Origin of the sequence: Corynebacterium sp. MSK218 (assembly GCF_030232655.1) — a bacterium.
Classification (GTDB): Bacteria; Actinomycetota; Actinomycetes; order Mycobacteriales; family Mycobacteriaceae; genus Corynebacterium.
Genome location: NZ_JASPGN010000003.1, coordinates 160062 through 175468 on the forward strand (window position 1 = coordinate 160062; position 15407 = coordinate 175468).

General features: G+C 59.9%; 14 protein-coding genes. 12 read left to right on the top strand and 2 right to left on the bottom strand.

The genetic code is table 11. The features are described 5' to 3' along the window. The first annotated feature begins 19 nt into the window (after nt 1–19). The 10 genes from QP922_RS03655 to QP922_RS03700 all read left to right on the top strand — a co-directional run bounded on the left by QP922_RS03655 (nt 20) and on the right by QP922_RS03700 (nt 12030). Entirely contained in the window at nt 20–856 is an 837-nt protein-coding gene (locus QP922_RS03655) for a tRNA (adenine-N1)-methyltransferase (protein ID WP_070671258.1), read from the top strand. Nucleotides 857–892: 36 nt separating this feature from the next. Continuing rightward, the gene (gene arc, locus QP922_RS03660; protein WP_284807962.1) at nt 893–2449 is read left to right on the top strand and encodes a proteasome ATPase; all 1557 of its coding nucleotides are present in this window, start codon (nt 893–895) and stop codon (nt 2447–2449) included. Between the two features lie 11 nt (nt 2450–2460). Next, nucleotides 2461–4005 carry a depupylase/deamidase Dop gene (gene dop, locus QP922_RS03665; RefSeq protein ID WP_284808035.1) on the top strand — a complete coding sequence of 515 codons (1545 nt, stop codon included), beginning with the start codon at nt 2461–2463 and terminating at the stop codon, nt 4003–4005. 56 nt (nt 4006–4061) lie between these two features. Beyond that, on the top strand, nt 4062–4253 hold the full coding sequence (locus QP922_RS03670; RefSeq protein ID WP_284807963.1) for a ubiquitin-like protein Pup: 192 nt from the start codon (nt 4062–4064) through the stop codon (nt 4251–4253). Between the two features lie 47 nt (nt 4254–4300). After that, complete coding sequence (pafA, locus tag QP922_RS03675) at nt 4301–5683, top strand: Pup--protein ligase (protein WP_284808036.1); 1383 nt, start codon at nt 4301–4303, stop codon at nt 5681–5683. A gap of 58 nt (nt 5684–5741) precedes the next feature. Continuing rightward, nucleotides 5742–6740 carry a helix-turn-helix transcriptional regulator gene (locus QP922_RS03680; RefSeq protein ID WP_284807964.1) on the top strand — a complete coding sequence of 333 codons (999 nt, stop codon included), beginning with the start codon at nt 5742–5744 and terminating at the stop codon, nt 6738–6740. Continuing rightward, nucleotides 6733–7698 (top strand): helix-turn-helix transcriptional regulator, encoded by a 966-nt coding sequence (locus QP922_RS03685; RefSeq protein ID WP_284807965.1) that lies wholly within the window; start codon nt 6733–6735, stop codon nt 7696–7698. The genes QP922_RS03680 and QP922_RS03685 overlap by 8 nt, the downstream gene beginning before the upstream one ends. 81 nt (nt 7699–7779) lie before the next feature. Next, nucleotides 7780–8043, top strand: a complete 264-nt coding sequence (gene tatA / locus QP922_RS03690) for a Sec-independent protein translocase subunit TatA (protein WP_204100092.1) — start codon at nt 7780–7782, stop codon at nt 8041–8043. A gap of 156 nt (nt 8044–8199) precedes the next feature. After that, nucleotides 8200–9153, top strand: coding sequence for a twin-arginine translocase subunit TatC (gene tatC / locus QP922_RS03695; protein ID WP_502869583.1), 954 nt, complete (start codon nt 8200–8202; stop codon nt 9151–9153). Between the two features lie 78 nt (nt 9154–9231). After that, the gene (locus QP922_RS03700; protein WP_284807967.1) at nt 9232–12030 is read left to right on the top strand and encodes a DEAD/DEAH box helicase; all 2799 of its coding nucleotides are present in this window, start codon (nt 9232–9234) and stop codon (nt 12028–12030) included. On the opposite strand, the gene QP922_RS03705 is transcribed toward QP922_RS03700, so the two are convergent. Beyond that, nucleotides 12017–12709: a trypsin-like peptidase domain-containing protein gene (locus QP922_RS03705; protein WP_284807968.1), complete on the bottom strand. Its 693-nt coding sequence runs from the start codon at nt 12707–12709 to the stop codon at nt 12017–12019. The two genes, QP922_RS03700 and QP922_RS03705, sit on opposite strands and share 14 nt — an antisense overlap. On the opposite strand from QP922_RS03705, the gene QP922_RS03710 reads away from it, so the two are divergent. Both QP922_RS03710 and QP922_RS03715 read left to right on the top strand, forming a co-directional pair. Then, nucleotides 12708–13790, top strand: a complete 1083-nt coding sequence (locus QP922_RS03710; RefSeq protein WP_284807969.1) for a M24 family metallopeptidase — start codon at nt 12708–12710, stop codon at nt 13788–13790. The genes QP922_RS03705 and QP922_RS03710 overlap by 2 nt on opposite strands. Then, entirely contained in the window at nt 13790–14524 is a 735-nt protein-coding gene (locus QP922_RS03715) for an SDR family oxidoreductase (protein ID WP_284807970.1), read from the top strand. The genes QP922_RS03710 and QP922_RS03715 overlap by 1 nt, the downstream gene beginning before the upstream one ends. Here QP922_RS03715 and QP922_RS03720 read toward each other — a convergent pair. Then, nucleotides 14521–15345, bottom strand: a complete 825-nt coding sequence (locus QP922_RS03720) for a cobalamin biosynthesis protein (protein WP_284807971.1) — start codon at nt 15343–15345, stop codon at nt 14521–14523. The two genes, QP922_RS03715 and QP922_RS03720, sit on opposite strands and share 4 nt — an antisense overlap. Between the last annotated feature and the right edge of the window lie 62 nt (nt 15346–15407).

The window sequence follows — 15407 nt, forward strand, 5'->3', positions numbered from 1 at the left end:
GTGAAAGGCCCTAAACGCTATGGCATATTCTGGCCCCTTCAGCTACGGCGACCGCGTGCAGCTTACCGACGCTAAGCGCCGTCACTACACCATCGTCCTCGAAGAGGGAGGCCAGTTCCACTCGCACAAGGGCATCATCAATCACGATGACATCGTCGGGCTCGATGAAGGATCGGTCATCGACTCCACCCTGGGCAGCTCCTTCCTGCTCTTCCGCCACCTCATGGTGGATCACGTGCTCTCCATGCCGCGCGGCGCAGCAGTGATTTACCCCAAGGACTCCGCACAGATCCTGGTCGAAGGCGATATTTTCATGGGTGCCCGCGTGCTGGAGGCCGGTGCCGGGTCCGGTGCGTTGTCCATGACGCTGTTGCGTGCTGTGGGCCCACAGGGCCACGTGTACTCCTATGAAGTCCGCGATGATCACCTCGAATACGCCGTGGACAACGTCAAGGAATACTTCGGCGAGCAGCCCGAGTGGTGGAGCCCGCGCCTGGGGGACTTGGCAGATGTGACCGTCGAGGATCTGGACGGACCTGTGGACCGCGTCATCCTCGACATGCTCGAGCCGTGGGAGCATCTTGAAAAGGTTCGTGACATCCTCATTCCGGGTGGCGTGTTCATGACCTATGTGGCCACCGTGCCTCAGCTCATGAAGGTGATGGAAGGCATCCGTGAGCTTAAGTGCTTTACCGAACCCAAGGCATGGGAGTCCCTGGTGCGCGAGTGGAAGGTGGAGGGCCTAGCTACGCGCCCGGAGCACCGCATGAACGCCCACACGGCCTTCCTTATTTGGACGCGCCGGCTTGCCGACGGCGTCACGCCGCCCCGCCCACAGCGCCGCGCACGAAAGTAGGGGGTAAGGGCCTGCCCGCGCGCTAGGGTGGATCCTATGAACGATGCCACCAACGCCTCCGAGCACACCCAGTTGCGCCGGCAGATAGATCAACTCTCTGAGCGCAACACTAAGCTCGCCGCCTTGTTGAAGGATGCACGCGTCAAGCTCCAGCAGCTTCTGGCTGAAGTTGACGCTTTGGCGGAACCTGCCTCCACATATGGAGTCTTCCTAGGCTATTCCGGCCGGCCACACGATTCGCGCCGCGATGCCGAGGTGTATACCAATGGCCGCGTCATGCGCGTGAAAATTTCACCCAACCTCGAGCCTGGCTCTTTAAAGGTAGGCCAGCAGGTGCGCTTGGGCGAAGGTTTCGTTGTGGTGGAAGCTTGTGCACCGGTCAACACGGGCTCGCTTGCCACGCTTCACGAGCGCCTCGGCACCGACCGTGCAGTCATCACCAACTCCGCAGGGGAGGAGCAGGTCGTTGTGCTCGCCGCGCACTTGCGGGACGAGGTTCGCGCGGGCGATACCCTTCTTATCGAGCCGAAGTCCGCCGTCGCGGCCGAACGCGTGCACAAAACTGAGGTGGCGCAGCTGACTCTCGAGGAAGTTCCAGACGTTTCCTACGATGACATCGGCGGCTTGGATGAGCAGATTTCCCAGATTCGGGATTCTGTTGAGCTGCCTTTCCTGCACCCAGACCTCTACCGCCAATACGATCTTCAGCCGCCCAAAGGCGTGCTGCTCTATGGCCCTCCGGGATGCGGCAAGACCCTCATTGCCAAAGCCGTGGCGCATTCTCTGTCCACCTCCTTAGGCACGACTGCGCCCAGCTACTTCCTCAACGTCAAGGGCCCGGAGCTGCTCAACAAGTATGTTGGCGAAACCGAGCGTCGCATCCGCCTCATCTTTGAACGCGCCCGCGAGCTGGCCTCTGAGCCTTCCGAAGACGGCAGCCTACGCCCAGTGATCATCTTCTTCGATGAGATGGAATCCATTTTCCGCACTCGCGGCTCCGGCGTGTCCTCCGATATGGAAACCACAGTGGTTCCGCAGCTGCTTACGGAGCTCGACGGCGTGGAAAAGCTCAACAATGTCATCGTCATCGGTGCGACCAACCGTGAAGAGCTCATAGATCCGGCCATCATGCGCCCAGGGCGCCTCGACATCAAGATTCGCATCAACCGTCCCACGAAAGACGGCGCGCGCGAGATCTTTGCCCGCCACTTCCCAGAGACGGTGCCACACGAGGGGGACCTCGCGGAGCTTATCGACGCCGCCGTGGACGATCTCTACGCTGACCGCCCCTTCGTTCGGCTGCTCTACGCCAATACTGAGCCGCGCGTGCTGCATTACCGCGATTTCGTCTCTGGTGCGATGATTGCCAATATCGTCTCTCGTGCGAAGAAACTCGCCCTTAAAGAAGCGCTCGACTCAGCCGATGGAACTGGTCCTGGAATTACCGCACAGCACCTCCACGAGGCCATCGCCGCGGAGCAGGCCGAATCCGAGTATGTGCCTACTTCCGCCACACCGGAAGAATGGGCCAAGATCGTCGCCGGAACCTCTGCCGGCGCACACGTCACCGGCGTCGAAGTGATGGGAGCATAACAATGAGCCGTATCAACCGAGTCATGGGGACTGAAACCGAGTACGGTATTGCTACCCCGTCAAACCCAGCATTGTCTCCCATCGTGACCTCAACGCATGCCGTCGTAGCCTATGCCGCGCTGCACACCGGGGCACGTTCGCGCTGGGATTTCCGCGAGGAACACCCGCTGCGCGATAGCCGAGGGTTTGATCTCAAGCGCTATCACACCGTTCCCGTCGTAGATCCGAATGCGATCGGCGTCGCCAACGTAGTCACCGCCAATGGTGCCCGTTTCTATGTCGATCATGCGCACCCGGAGTACTCTTCGCCAGAATGCACAAACGCGTGGGATGCCATGCTGTACGACGCCGCCGGGGACCTCATCCTGCGCCGCGCCGCGGACGCCGTCAACGAGCTCACAGCCCAGGGCACCTCGGTCCTCGCACACCACGACCCGTGCCCGCCGTTGAAGTTCTACAAAAACAACGTCGACGGCAAAGGTGCATCCTATGGCAGCCACGAGAACTACCAGTACTCCCGTGGCACCGATTTTGAGGACATTGCCCAGGGATTGATTCCCTTCTTCGTGACCCGCCAGGTGGTGACCGGCGCCGGCCGCATCGGCCTAGGACCCGATGGCGATGAACCCGGTTTCCAGATTTCCCAACGCGCGGACTATATCGAGACCGAGATTTCCCTAGAAACCACGCTCAACCGCGGCATTATCAATACCCGCGACGAGCCGCATGCGGTGGCAGAAGACTTTGGCCGCCTCCACGTCATCATTGGTGACGCCAACATGTCCCAGACCTCGAATCTTCTCAAGCTCGGCATGACCTCGCTTGTGCTCGATGCCATCGAGGACGGCATCGACTTTAGTGACCTGCGCTTGGCAGATCCCGTGGCAGAGGTTCAGCGTGTCAGCCGCGACCTCACCTTGAGCCATGAGCTGGTGCTTCATGACGGCCGCCGCCTCACCGCCCTCGACATCCTCCGTGACTACCGCGAACGCGTCACCGCCACCTCGGTGGCAGATGAGAAGGTTCTCGCTGCCTGGGACGAGGTTGTGGCACTTCTTGCTGACGACCCTTTGAAAGCTGCGCACCTGCTGGATTGGGTAGCCAAGTACCGCCTTATTAAGGGCTACCTCGACCGTGGTGTCGCCCCTGAGGATCCCAAGCTCGCGCTCATCGATCTTCAGTACACCGACATCGATCCCGCCAAGTCACTGCACCACGCGCTCGTGCGCAAAGGGCAGATGCGCACGCTCGTCACCGAAGAGGAGCTTATCCACGCCGCCGAGAATCCACCGAGTGATACTCGCGCCTACCTGCGCGGGCTCGCCACTCAGAAGTTTGGTGAGGACGTCCTCGCCGCCTCCTGGCAATCGCTGACATTCCGCGTTGGCGAATCCAATGGCGCCGAGTCTGGCGCTGCCCATGTTCCCCTCGATGTGACCACGCGGCTGGGGAGGGAAGACGTCGGCACGCTGCTCGAATCCAGCAAACATGCGAAGGAACTCGTGGAGGGATTGCGCCAGCTGGGCGTGCACATCGAGTACCCTACGTTGTATTAGAGCGCGCGTTTCAACCTGCGTCATCTCGTTTGTAGCTCACGAAAGGAGCCTTCACCATGAGTGGTAACCAATCGCAGATCAACGCCGGCGGCGGCAACAACTCCGGTGATAACGCCGAAGAGTTCGAGTCCGGTCAGGTCAGCATCAACACCGCTGGTACCGACGATCTCCTCGATGAGATCGATGGCTTGCTGGAGTCCAACGCCGAAGAGTTTGTGCGCTCCTACGTCCAAAAGGGCGGCGAATAAAGGTGGAGAACACCGCCGATACTGCGCCTGTATACGCTCGGCGCATCATGGGCATTGAAACCGAGTACGGTATTACCGCCTCCACGGCTTCCGGGCAGCGGGCATTGTCTCCAGATGAGATTGCCCGCCTGCTTTTTCGGCCTGTCGTGGCGGAGTACTCTTCCTCAAATATTTTCGCTCCAAATGCGTCGCGCCTCTACCTCGATGTGGGGTCCCACCCAGAAGTTGCTACGGCGGAGTGCGATAGCTTGAGCCAGCTCATCGCCTACGAGCGCGCTGGTGATGTGATGGTGGACCGCCTAGCTCGACAAGCAGAAAAGGCTCTCGCCGCACAAGGCGAAGAACGCGCCGTCTACCTGTTCAAAAATAACGTGGACTCCGCTGGAAACTCTTATGGCTGCCATGAGAACTACCTCATTGGCCGCCACATTGTGCTCAAGGACTTGGGCCAGGCGCTGCTGCCGTTCTTGATTACCCGCCAGCTCATCTGTGGCGCTGGAATGATCCAGAAGGCTAAGGGCGATGAGCCGGCACGTTTCGTGCTGTCGCAACGCGCCGACCAGGTATGGGAAGGCGTGTCCTCGGCGACGACTCGATCAAGGCCCATCATCAATACGCGCGATGAGCCCCACGGCAATTCCAAGCTTTACCGGCGCATGCACGTCATCGTGGGTGACTCGAACATGGCGGAACCGACAATGGCGCTTAAGGTAGGCTCCGCCCTGCTGATGCTGGAGATGCTTGAGGCAGGCTTCGACGTACCGCAGTTTTCCGTACAGGATCCTATCCACCACATTCGCGCAATTGCTCTCGATCCCACGGGGAGCACGGCTCTGCCGCTTGACGATGGCTCCACGGTCACCTCCCTAGAGGTCCAACAGGCCTTGTGCGATGCTGCCGCGCGTTGGCTCGACCACCGCGAGGATGCCGGTACCCCTACCGCGGAGATGGCCCGCGTAGTTGACCTGTGGCAGCGTACGCTCACCGCTATCGAGACCCAGGATTTTTCCGGTATTGACCGCGAAATCGATTGGGTCATCAAGCGAAGCCTTCTGGAGCGCTACCGCACCCGCCTAGGAGGGGAGTGGAGCCACCCCAAGCTGGCCCAGATTGACCTGACCTACCACGATATTCGCCCCGGACGCGGGCTCTATAGCGTGCTGGAGCAGCGAGGCATGGTTAAGCGCTGGATTGATGACGCTGCCATCACTACCGCTGTAGAGCAACCCCCTCAAACTACGCGTGCCAAGCTGCGCGGTGAATTCCTAGCCACCGCGCGTGAGCTCAATGCGGCCATCACGGTGGATTGGACACGAATGAAAGTCAATCGCCCGGAGCCCATGACGGAGGAGTTCTCCGAGCCCTTCGTGTCCGCGGACCCGCGCTTGGATGGATTGTTAGACTACATGCGTTCGCACCACAGCGTTTAGCGTTGAGCTCACGCCCCATTGAATAGCCGCCGTCTTGAGCCTGAAGGAGCCTAGCACTATGCCGTCGTCCGCTGACCGTGCAGCCACCCGGGCCCCTGCCCGGGATATGGCTATTGAAAGGCTCACCAACCTCACCTTCGCGTTACACGGCGCCGCTCACCAGGGAGGTGTTCCAGACCGGAGTGCGTCTTGGATTCGCAGCCATGTCGAGGGCTACCAGGACAAAAGCGACGATGCCTTTAGCAAGCTGCTCTCCCGCGATATACGTACACTGCAGCGCGCCGGTGTGCCGGTGGTGCATTCCAGTGGCGCTGAGGGGCCGCTGTACCGGCTCAACCCTGAGGATTACCAGCTACCGCCGGTCGATTTCACGCCCGAGGAAGCCATGGTCCTTGGCGTGGCCGGAGGTATTGGCACTCCCGGTGGATTGAGTGACTTCAGTTTGTCCGCGTGGACCAAGATTGCTGCTTCGGGCGCTTCCCGTGACCTTTCTGGAGCACCCGTATACACGGCCGTCAATGACATGACTAAGCTCAGCCCGGAGCTGGTCAAGGCCGTCCTCACTGCAGTCCGCGCTGGCGTGCGCATTTCCTTTGACTACTACGCCACTCCGGCCTCCGAGCCGGTGCGCCGAGTCATGGATCCCTGGGGATTGGTCAATCACCGTGACCGTGTCTACCTCGTGGGCTGGGACGCTGACCGCGAGGCTCCACGCACCTTTCGCGCTACGCGTATTGATGATGTGCGCCGTTCCCGCCAAGAGGCCACGCATCTCGAGCAGAGTGCACCACTGCAAGACCTTGTCGTCGCAGCCCTACAGCGTGGTGAGACGGTAACGGCAGTGCTCGAGGTACCTCAAGGCCAGGCCGCGGAATTAGTGGATGCGGGGACGCGGCGCTCGGATGGGCGTGTCGAGCTTTGCGACGTCGACCGTGATTGGCTCATCCGCACCGCCGCGGGCTACGCACCGGACGTGGTTGTCCTCGAGCCTGAGGACGTCCGCTCCGACATCTTGGCCTTGCTTCGCAGTGCCAGCGAGGAGGAAGCCCATGGCTGATCAGTCTCGCAAGTTACAGGCTCTTGTGCGCTCCCTCAACCTCATCCCGTATCTGCGTAACCATCCGGGCCTGAGCCCTATGGAAGCTGCTGAGGACCTCGGTATGACGCCCGTGGAGCTTAAAGATGCCATCGATAGGCTCTTTTGCTCCGGTGTTGGACGCAATACTGAAGACCTCATTGATTTAAGCTTCAGCTACCGTGATGGCATTGAAATCTACAATGACCAGGGTTTAACCCAAGCGCTGCGCCTTACCCCGACGGAAGCCGGCGCGCTGCTGCTCACCCTCGAATCCTTGGAAGCAATGCCGGGGCTTGTCGACGTCTCCGCAGTCCATTCCGCAGCCTCCAAGTTGCGCGCCATCATGGATGACAAGACTGCCGCCATCTACGATTCTCTGGCCACCACAGACCCCGAGGAATCCGAGGTGCAGGCGGCGCTTGCGGGGGCCGTCGACAAGCGCCAGCAGGTACGTTTTACTTACTGGAGCATGTCCTCCAACCGCACCACCGAACGCACCGTACATCCAGCTCGCATCTTCATCGTGGACGGCGAGCCCTATCTGGCTGCGTGGGATGAAACGGCTGGGGAGCACCGCACGTTCCGCCTTGACCGCATGCACAATGTTGAGGTCCTCGATGTTGCCGCTACCCCTCACTTGAGGGAGTTGGACTTCAACCCCGATTCACCCTTTGGTCTAGATCACACTCTCACCGCGCAGATTGAGATTCACCAAGAGTTCACCTGGCTAGCAGAGCACTATGACATCACTCTCGGTGAAGAGTTAGGAAATGGCCTCATAGCTGCGACGATGCCGGTCGGATCGGAAGACTGGTTTAGCCGTTTTGCCCTTGGTCAGGGCGATAGGTTGCGTGTTGTGGGGCCTGAGAAACTGGTTGAGACGATTTCGCAGCATAGAAAACGCGCCGTGGAGCGTTATACTCAACACCCAGATTAAGAGCTCTCTGCGTGCGCCCGTTGTATGGTGAAGTCTTCCTTTACAGCGCGCACCTCCAACTACGAAAGAAGGGGCAACCCCATGACCGTGGGACCTTTGGAAATCGGCCTTGTCGTCCTCGTTATTGTGCTGCTGTTTGGCGCTAAGAAGCTCCCAGAGCTGGCCCGTTCTCTCGGCCGCTCCATGCGCATTTTCAAGTCCGAAGTCAAAGAGATGAAGGACGAGAACAACACCACTAACGAGCAGGGCCAGATCGCTGCGTCGAAAAAGAACGACGAAGATTTCTGGAACAGCCCAGAGATGCAGCCGCGCTCCACCAAGCCGGTCGACGGCACGCAGAACTAAGCGCTGTCAACACACCACCACTACCAACTTTCTGCTTGAGAGGGGAGGACGTGTGCCTTGAGCGATAGGAGCACACCACCAACTACGATGACAACGTCTCGCAGGCAGAAGTGGACCTCAAAGCTTCGGCGCAAGCCTAAGAACCCCACCGGGGAGATGACCCTAGTTCAGCACCTGCAAGAACTACGCAGGCGTATCGTCATCTCTCTGCTCGCGCTTGTTGTGGGCACGATTGTGGGTTTCATGTGGTATCAGAACGCCCCATTTAACATCGCGCCGCTCGGCGAAATCCTTCGTGGACCATACTGTTCACTGCCTGAGGAAAGCCGAGTATCCTTCACTGCCGACGGCGAATGCCGACTTTTGGCGACCAGTCCCTTTGAGATGCTTTTGCTGCGCCTCAAAGTAGGTGCACTTGCCGGTGCAGTGCTGTCTTCGCCTGTATGGTTGTACCAAATCTGGGCCTTCATCGTCCCCGGCCTTCACAAGAACGAACGCCGCTTTACCTTCTTCTTTGTCTTCTCAGCAGTCGTACTGTTCGTCCTTGGTGCTGTGCTGGCCTACTTCATCCTCTCCGTCGGCCTTGAGTTCCTCATGGGCATGGGCGAAGAATTCCAGACCGCAGCTCTGACAGGTGAGCGGTATTTCTACTTCCTGCTGGCGCTGCTCATGATTTTCGGCGTGAGCTTCGAAATCCCGCTGCTCATCGTGTGCCTCAATATGGTCGGTGTCTTGGAGTACCAGCATGTCAAGGACAAGCGCCGCATCATCATCGTCGTGATTATGATTTTCGCCGCAGTAGTCACCCCAGGTCAAGAGCCTTTCTCCATGCTGGTCTTGGCGTTGGCACTGGTCTTGCTCGTAGAAATCGCTTTCCAGTTTTGCCGTATCAACGACAAGCGCAACAACCGTAAGCGCCCAGAGTGGATGGACCTCGACGATGAGACAGCCTCTCCACTGGGCGAGGGGCCAGGCGGCATTGAGGCACCGACTCCCGTTGAAGCCCCGACGAGTGTCTCGGCGTCTCCATCGCCGTCCAAGGCCACTCCGCAGAGCTCCCAGCCAAGTACACAGCCGCCCCAGGGTGGGTTCTTCGACGACGTTCTCTAAACCTGCCGTTTCCAACTTCTAATTGAGACAGGCGCTTCACTGCGCCGAAGGTGCGCTGGGCAGGTACCCTGGGTGCTTATGACACTGACGCATCTGGATGAGTTTACCCGCGCCCTGCCGTACTCCCTGGATGACTTCCAGATCGAAGGTTGCCAGGCCGTCGAGGACGGCCACGGTGTCTTGGTCTGTGCGCCAACGGGCGCAGGTAAGACCATCGTCGGTGAGTTTGCCGTATCGCTAGCGTTGAGCCAGGGCACACGTTGTTTCTACACCACGCCGATTAAGGCCCTGAGCAACCAGAAATACCACGATCTCGTCGAAGCCCACGGTGACGACGCTGTTGGCCTACTGACTGGTGACGTTTCCATCAACTCCTCCGCAGACATCCTGGTGATGACGACTGAGGTCCTGCGCAACATGATTTATGCCGGCTCCGGAGCACTCGACCGGCTGACCCACGTGGTCATGGATGAGATCCATTTCCTTGCAGATGCCTCCCGTGGCGCCGTGTGGGAAGAGGTCATCCTCAACCTTGATGAGCACGTCTCCATCATTGGACTTTCCGCAACCGTGTCTAATTCGGAAGAATTTGGACGCTGGTTGAGCACCGTGCGTGGCGATACCACCGTCATCGTGTCTGAGAAGCGTCCAGTCCCGCTGGACCAGTGGATGATGGTGGGTCGTAAGATTTACCCGCTCTTCGAACCGGATTCCGGCGGACAAGTCAACACTGAATTGGCTCGCCGCATTGAGCGGCTAGAGTCAGGGGAGCGCACATCCGATCACGGCAACGAACGTTACGAGTATAAACGTGCCAGCTTCCGGTCTCGTGCACGCCACAAGGGGGGCGATAGGCGCAGCGGAGCGCCCCGCGCCCAAGACCGCTATCGCCCGCTCGGCCGTCCAGAGGTGCTCAAAGAGCTGCAGTCCATGAACATGTTGCCGGCAATTACTTTTATCTTCTCCCGCGCTGGCTGCGATGGTGCCCTTTACCAGTGCTTGCGCTCCCGCATGGTTCTTACCACTCCGGAGGAAGCAACCGAAATCAAGGCCATCGTGGACCGCGGAGTGGAAGGAATCCCGGAAGAAGACTTGCAGGTCTTGGATTTCAAGCGTTGGCGCGAAGCGCTGTCTCGTGGGTTCGCCGCCCATCATGCCGGTATGTTGCCGGCGTTCCGGCACATCGTAGAGGAGCTTTTCGTCAAAGGTTTGGTCAGGGCTGTTTTTGCCACTGAGACCTTGGCCCTTGGCATTAATATGCCTGCGCGCACGGTGGTGCTGGAGAAACTCATCAAATTCAACGGTGAGGCTCACGTCGATCTCACCCCGGGACAATACACGCAGCTCACCGGACGCGCGGGACGCCGCGGTATCGATACCCAGGGCAATGCAGTTGTCCAGTGGGCGCCGGCTATGGACCCGCAGGCCGTGGCCGGGCTTGCCTCTACGCGCACCTACCCGCTTATTTCCACCTTTGAGCCGGGCTACAACATGGCGATTAACTTGCTCGGCATGCTCGGCTTTGACGAGTCTCTCCGTTTGCTGGAGAAGTCCTTCGCTCAGTTCCAAGCCGACGGTTCCGTAGTGGAGGAAACCCGTGAGATTGAACGTGCAGAGCACCGCGTGCGCGAACTTAGAGCGCAACTTGAGGATGCCATTTCCCATTTGGCACCGCCCACAACCGACGGCGAAGATGCCGCCGAGGTCCTCATGGACTATATGCGCCTGCGCCGGGCACTTTCTGAGGAGGAGAAGGCCGCCCAAGCCAATAAGAAACACGAACGCCGCAAGGAAGTCGCCACTGTCCTTGCACGCCTCCAGGTAGGTGACGTCATTGCCATCGCCACGCGCAAGCGCCCCACCTTGGCAGTCGTGATTACTCCAGCTAATCAAACCGCTGATCCCCGCCCGTGGGTCACCACCGAAACAGGGTGGTCCGGGCGCATCGACGCCGAAGGTATTGAGAACCCGCCCATCACCGTGGGCCATATGAAGCTGCCACGCGGAGTGCAGAAGAATCCACGCCGCAACAACAAATATGTTCAGGATGCCTTCAAGCGCGACTTCTATAAGCGGCCGAAGAAGATGCGTACGGAACCACGAAACCGTCCCAATAAAAAGGTGGGAGAGCTGCGCGACGCGATTCGCCACCACCCAGTCCACCATTGGCCGGCTACTGACCGCGAACAGCTAGCCGGTGTAGCCCAGAAGTTGGCTCGTCGTGAGCGGGACTTGGAAAAGCTCGAAACCAAGGTGGAACGTGCCACGGATACCTTGGGCCGCACCTTCGAGCGCATCGTCGATCTTCTCGCTGAGATGGATTATGTCGAGTTTGAGGGCTACGGTGATGACCGCGAGCCCGTCATCACCGATGAAGGTGAGCGCCTAGCCAAGATTCATTCCGAATCGGACCTCCTCGTGGCGCAATGTCTCAAGAGAGGTATCTGGAACGAGCTTGACCCAGCAGAACTGGCTGGCGTGGCTTCCCTCTGCGTCTTTGAAAACCGCAAGGCCACTCGCGGTGAGGCGGGGGCAGCTACCGATCCCATGGCGGATGCGATGGAAGCTACGTGGCGGATTTATACCGAACTTGTTGCCGATGAAAAGCGGCATAACCTGCCCCAAACTCGCGAGCCGGAACCTGCTTTTGCGCTCGCCATTCACCAGTGGACCGCAGGCGCACCGTTGGCCTACTGCATGGCCGCCGCCAACGAAGCGGGCGCTGAGCTTACCCCGGGTGACTTCGTGCGGTGGTGCCGCCAGGTGGTGGATCTGCTCCAGCAGATAGCCAAGACCGGCTACGAGGACGATATTCGCCGCAATGCCCGGCGCGCCATTGACGCTATTCAGCGAGGTGTGGTGGCTATCGGCGCTTAAGGTCCGCGGCCGCCTCGATGAGTGCTCGTCGGTGGGGAGCAACCAGCGCTAAGGTAGCGATACGCAGGTTCTTGCCCAAAGGATTGAGGATGAGAGCTTGGGTGCCTACGACCTCGTCATTGACGAATGCTGGGCCACCCGAATCACCTTTCACAGCCGGTAGCGTGTTAAAAACCATGCCGGCGGGAGAGACTGTCGTGCGAAAGTCCACGGACCAAACGCGGAAAAAGGGCATGAGAAAGAGTCCTTGACGCAGTTGTGCGCGACGCGCCTTGCCCCCGAATCCCCACGTGAAAACCGGATCGCGGAAAGATGGGGTCTGTGCAGCAATTCCGGGCACGTCGCGAGCAGGAGCTGGCGAATCGAGCGCGCACAGCGCCATATCGGTGCCGTCGATGGTGCGCACAGCTTTAAGCCGCCGGTTAAAGCCACCACTCACCTTGTACTTGTCACCCTCTTCGAGGTTGTCACGGAAGAAGTGTGCACAGGTCAGGACCAGTTCAGCGCGGTGCTGAGTTTGTGGCTCGAGTGAGGAGTCCACTAATACACCCGAGCAGTACCCGTTGCGGGTGCGGATCTTCACGACAGCGGGATGAGTTTTCACGTGCTCTAGCCTATCGAGGAAGCGCACAGTACGGCACTCGGTACGGCCCAACACGGCGGGTAAGCTGACGGACATGACTGATTACGCTTCCCGTCTTTCGCGCGCACGTGAGGCAGTGGCCGCACACGGCATTGACGTGGCTCTCCTGGGCACTGGCGCTGAATTCGCTTATCTCACTGGCTCCTGGGTGTCTTCCCATGAACGGCTAACGTGCTTAGTAATCCGCCCTGATTCCGAGCCGGTAATCGTGGCGCCGAGCACCGATATTGAATCCCTGCAGGGCGTCGACGCCGCGCTTCGCGGGTGGAAAGACGGTGAGGATCCATATGCGCTGGCCTTGGAAGGGCTTAGCGCACGCCATGTGGCGTTAGGTTCGACGCTAACGGCCGATCACGTGCTGCGCTTCCAGGCTGCGCTCAACGACGCATCCTATGTCTTAGCCACGAACGCCCTCTCTGAGCTCTTTACTCGCAAGGACGCCGATGAAATTGATGAGCTCCGCACGGCGGCGCGCGCAATCGATGCGGTCCACATCGAGGTGCCTCGTCTCTTGCAGCCGGGCCGCACAGAGGCAGAGGTAGCAGAGGATCTGCGCCAGCTCATCCTGCGCGAACACAGCGCGGTTGACTTCATCATCGTCGGTTCCGGTGCCAACGGTGCGAACCCACATTATGACTATGGTGACCGCGTGTTGTCTGCCGGCGATCCCATCGTGGTGGACATTGGTGGCACACTGCCGTCGGGTTACCACTCCGATTGCACGAGGACGTACGTCGTCGGTGGTGATGTCGCTGCAGCACCGGCCGAGTTCCGTGAGGCTTATGCAGTGCTGGAGAAGGCGCAGGCAGCGGGACGTGCTGCGGCACGCCCCGGCGTAAGTGCGCAAGACATCGACCGTGTGACCCGCCAGGTCATTGAGGAAGCCGGCTGGGGTGAGCACTTCACGCACCGCACGGGCCACGGCATTGGGTTGTCTACTCACGAGGAGCCATTCATCATGGAAGGCAACGAGCTGACGCTGGCGGAGTCCATGGCGTTTTCCATCGAGCCGGGCATCTATGTTCCTGGTCAATGGGGGATGCGTCTTGAGGACATCGTGGTGACCACCGCAGATGGCTATGAATCACTCAACCAGGCACCGCGGGAGCTGCGCTAATGGGCGCGCTATTGATTCTCGGCGGGCGCAGTGACATCGGCGGAGAGCTCGCTCGCCGGTTGTGCCATGACCGCCCAGTCGTCCTGGCAGCACGGGGCGAGCACGGCATGGAGGAGATACAAAAGGATCTGTCCGCGGCAGGAGCCACCGCCGTCCATACGCTGTCCTTTGATGCCGCTGAAGTTGAGGGCCATCGAGACGTCGTCGAGCGCGCAGCACAGCTAGCGGGTGAACCCATCACCACGGCTGTGGTTGCCTTCGGCATCTTGGGGGATCAGGACCGTGCAGAACGCGACGAGGCCCATGCCTTCGACATCGCGCTGGTGGACTATGCAGCGCAGGTATCCATGCTCACCGTGTTGGCGGATGTCATGCGTTCTGGCCACATCGTCGCCTTCTCGTCGATCGCGGGGTGGAGGGCACGCCGCGCCAACTATGTCTATGGCTCGACTAAAGCCGGGTTGGACGCTTTCTGCCAAGGCCTAGCCGACCGACTGCACGGAACCGACTTGGCACTCATAACCGCACGTCCTGGCTTTGTTATCGGCTCCATGACGACGGGAATGAAGCCGGCGCCATTGTCAGTGACGCCAGATGTCGTCGCTGAAGCCGTCACACAAGCTATTGAATCCGGCACGCGGTCGCGCACACTATGGATTCCACGCGCGCTTCAGCTCTTGGCCTGGATTATGAAGCTCGTGCCGCGCCCCATCTGGCGGCACATGCCGCGTTAATCCTGCAGATAGGGTGATTGCGCGTCGAAAATAAAGCCGCGTGGGGCTAGGACGCGCAGAACGACGTCCGCATCACCATCCGCGAGGTCATGGAGCACCAAGCCCCGCCACGGTGTCACCGTAATAGGCACGTCTAACTGTGCTATCAGCCCCGCGTACTCGCCCGGCAGCACGCCCTTGTGCAAGCCTGCGCCCAGATCGACGCGGCCCTCAGCGGTGTGATCAGTGAGCCAACCAATGGGTGCCTGTGCCGATGCTGTGAGACCACGATCCGAGTCGGCGCCTTCAGCTTTAGCGGAAGGCGTAGCTTCGCCCACGACAGCGTCGCTCGTGACTGCAGTGAGAACGGAGTCGATGAGGGTGGGGAGGGCGTCGTCAAGCGCCAGCGCCTCACCGAACACCTGGCCTTCCTGGATTAGGCGCACCTCCGTGGTGCCTGCTGGGTCTTGCAACTGTAGACCCAGCGATACTCCGTGCGCCACAATGTCACCGTGACCGCCGTCGATGCCCACGACGGTGTGGACCAACCGCGCGAGAGCAACCTCGTGTTCTGTCACTGCAGCAGCGAGTTCCTCAGCCACGCGCGCAGCCAAGGTACGAGCATGCAAAGACAGGGGAGAGGCCACGACGTGCGGGGCGCTGTGGGGCAGTGACACACTGCTCATATCGGCTTCGTCGTCCACTCCACGCAGGGTAATCACGCTGTGCTCATCAAGGTAGACATAACCATCAGCGTGTTCGCGCGCGGCCTGGCCCAGCGCTAGCCATTGCTCAGGTGTCACCACGCCGCCAGCAGGGTAAAAGTGCAAGGTATGTGACATGATGACTCAGTCTAATTGCCCAGGGAGGGGTTACAGCGAACAGGCAGGTAAACCAAGTAGGG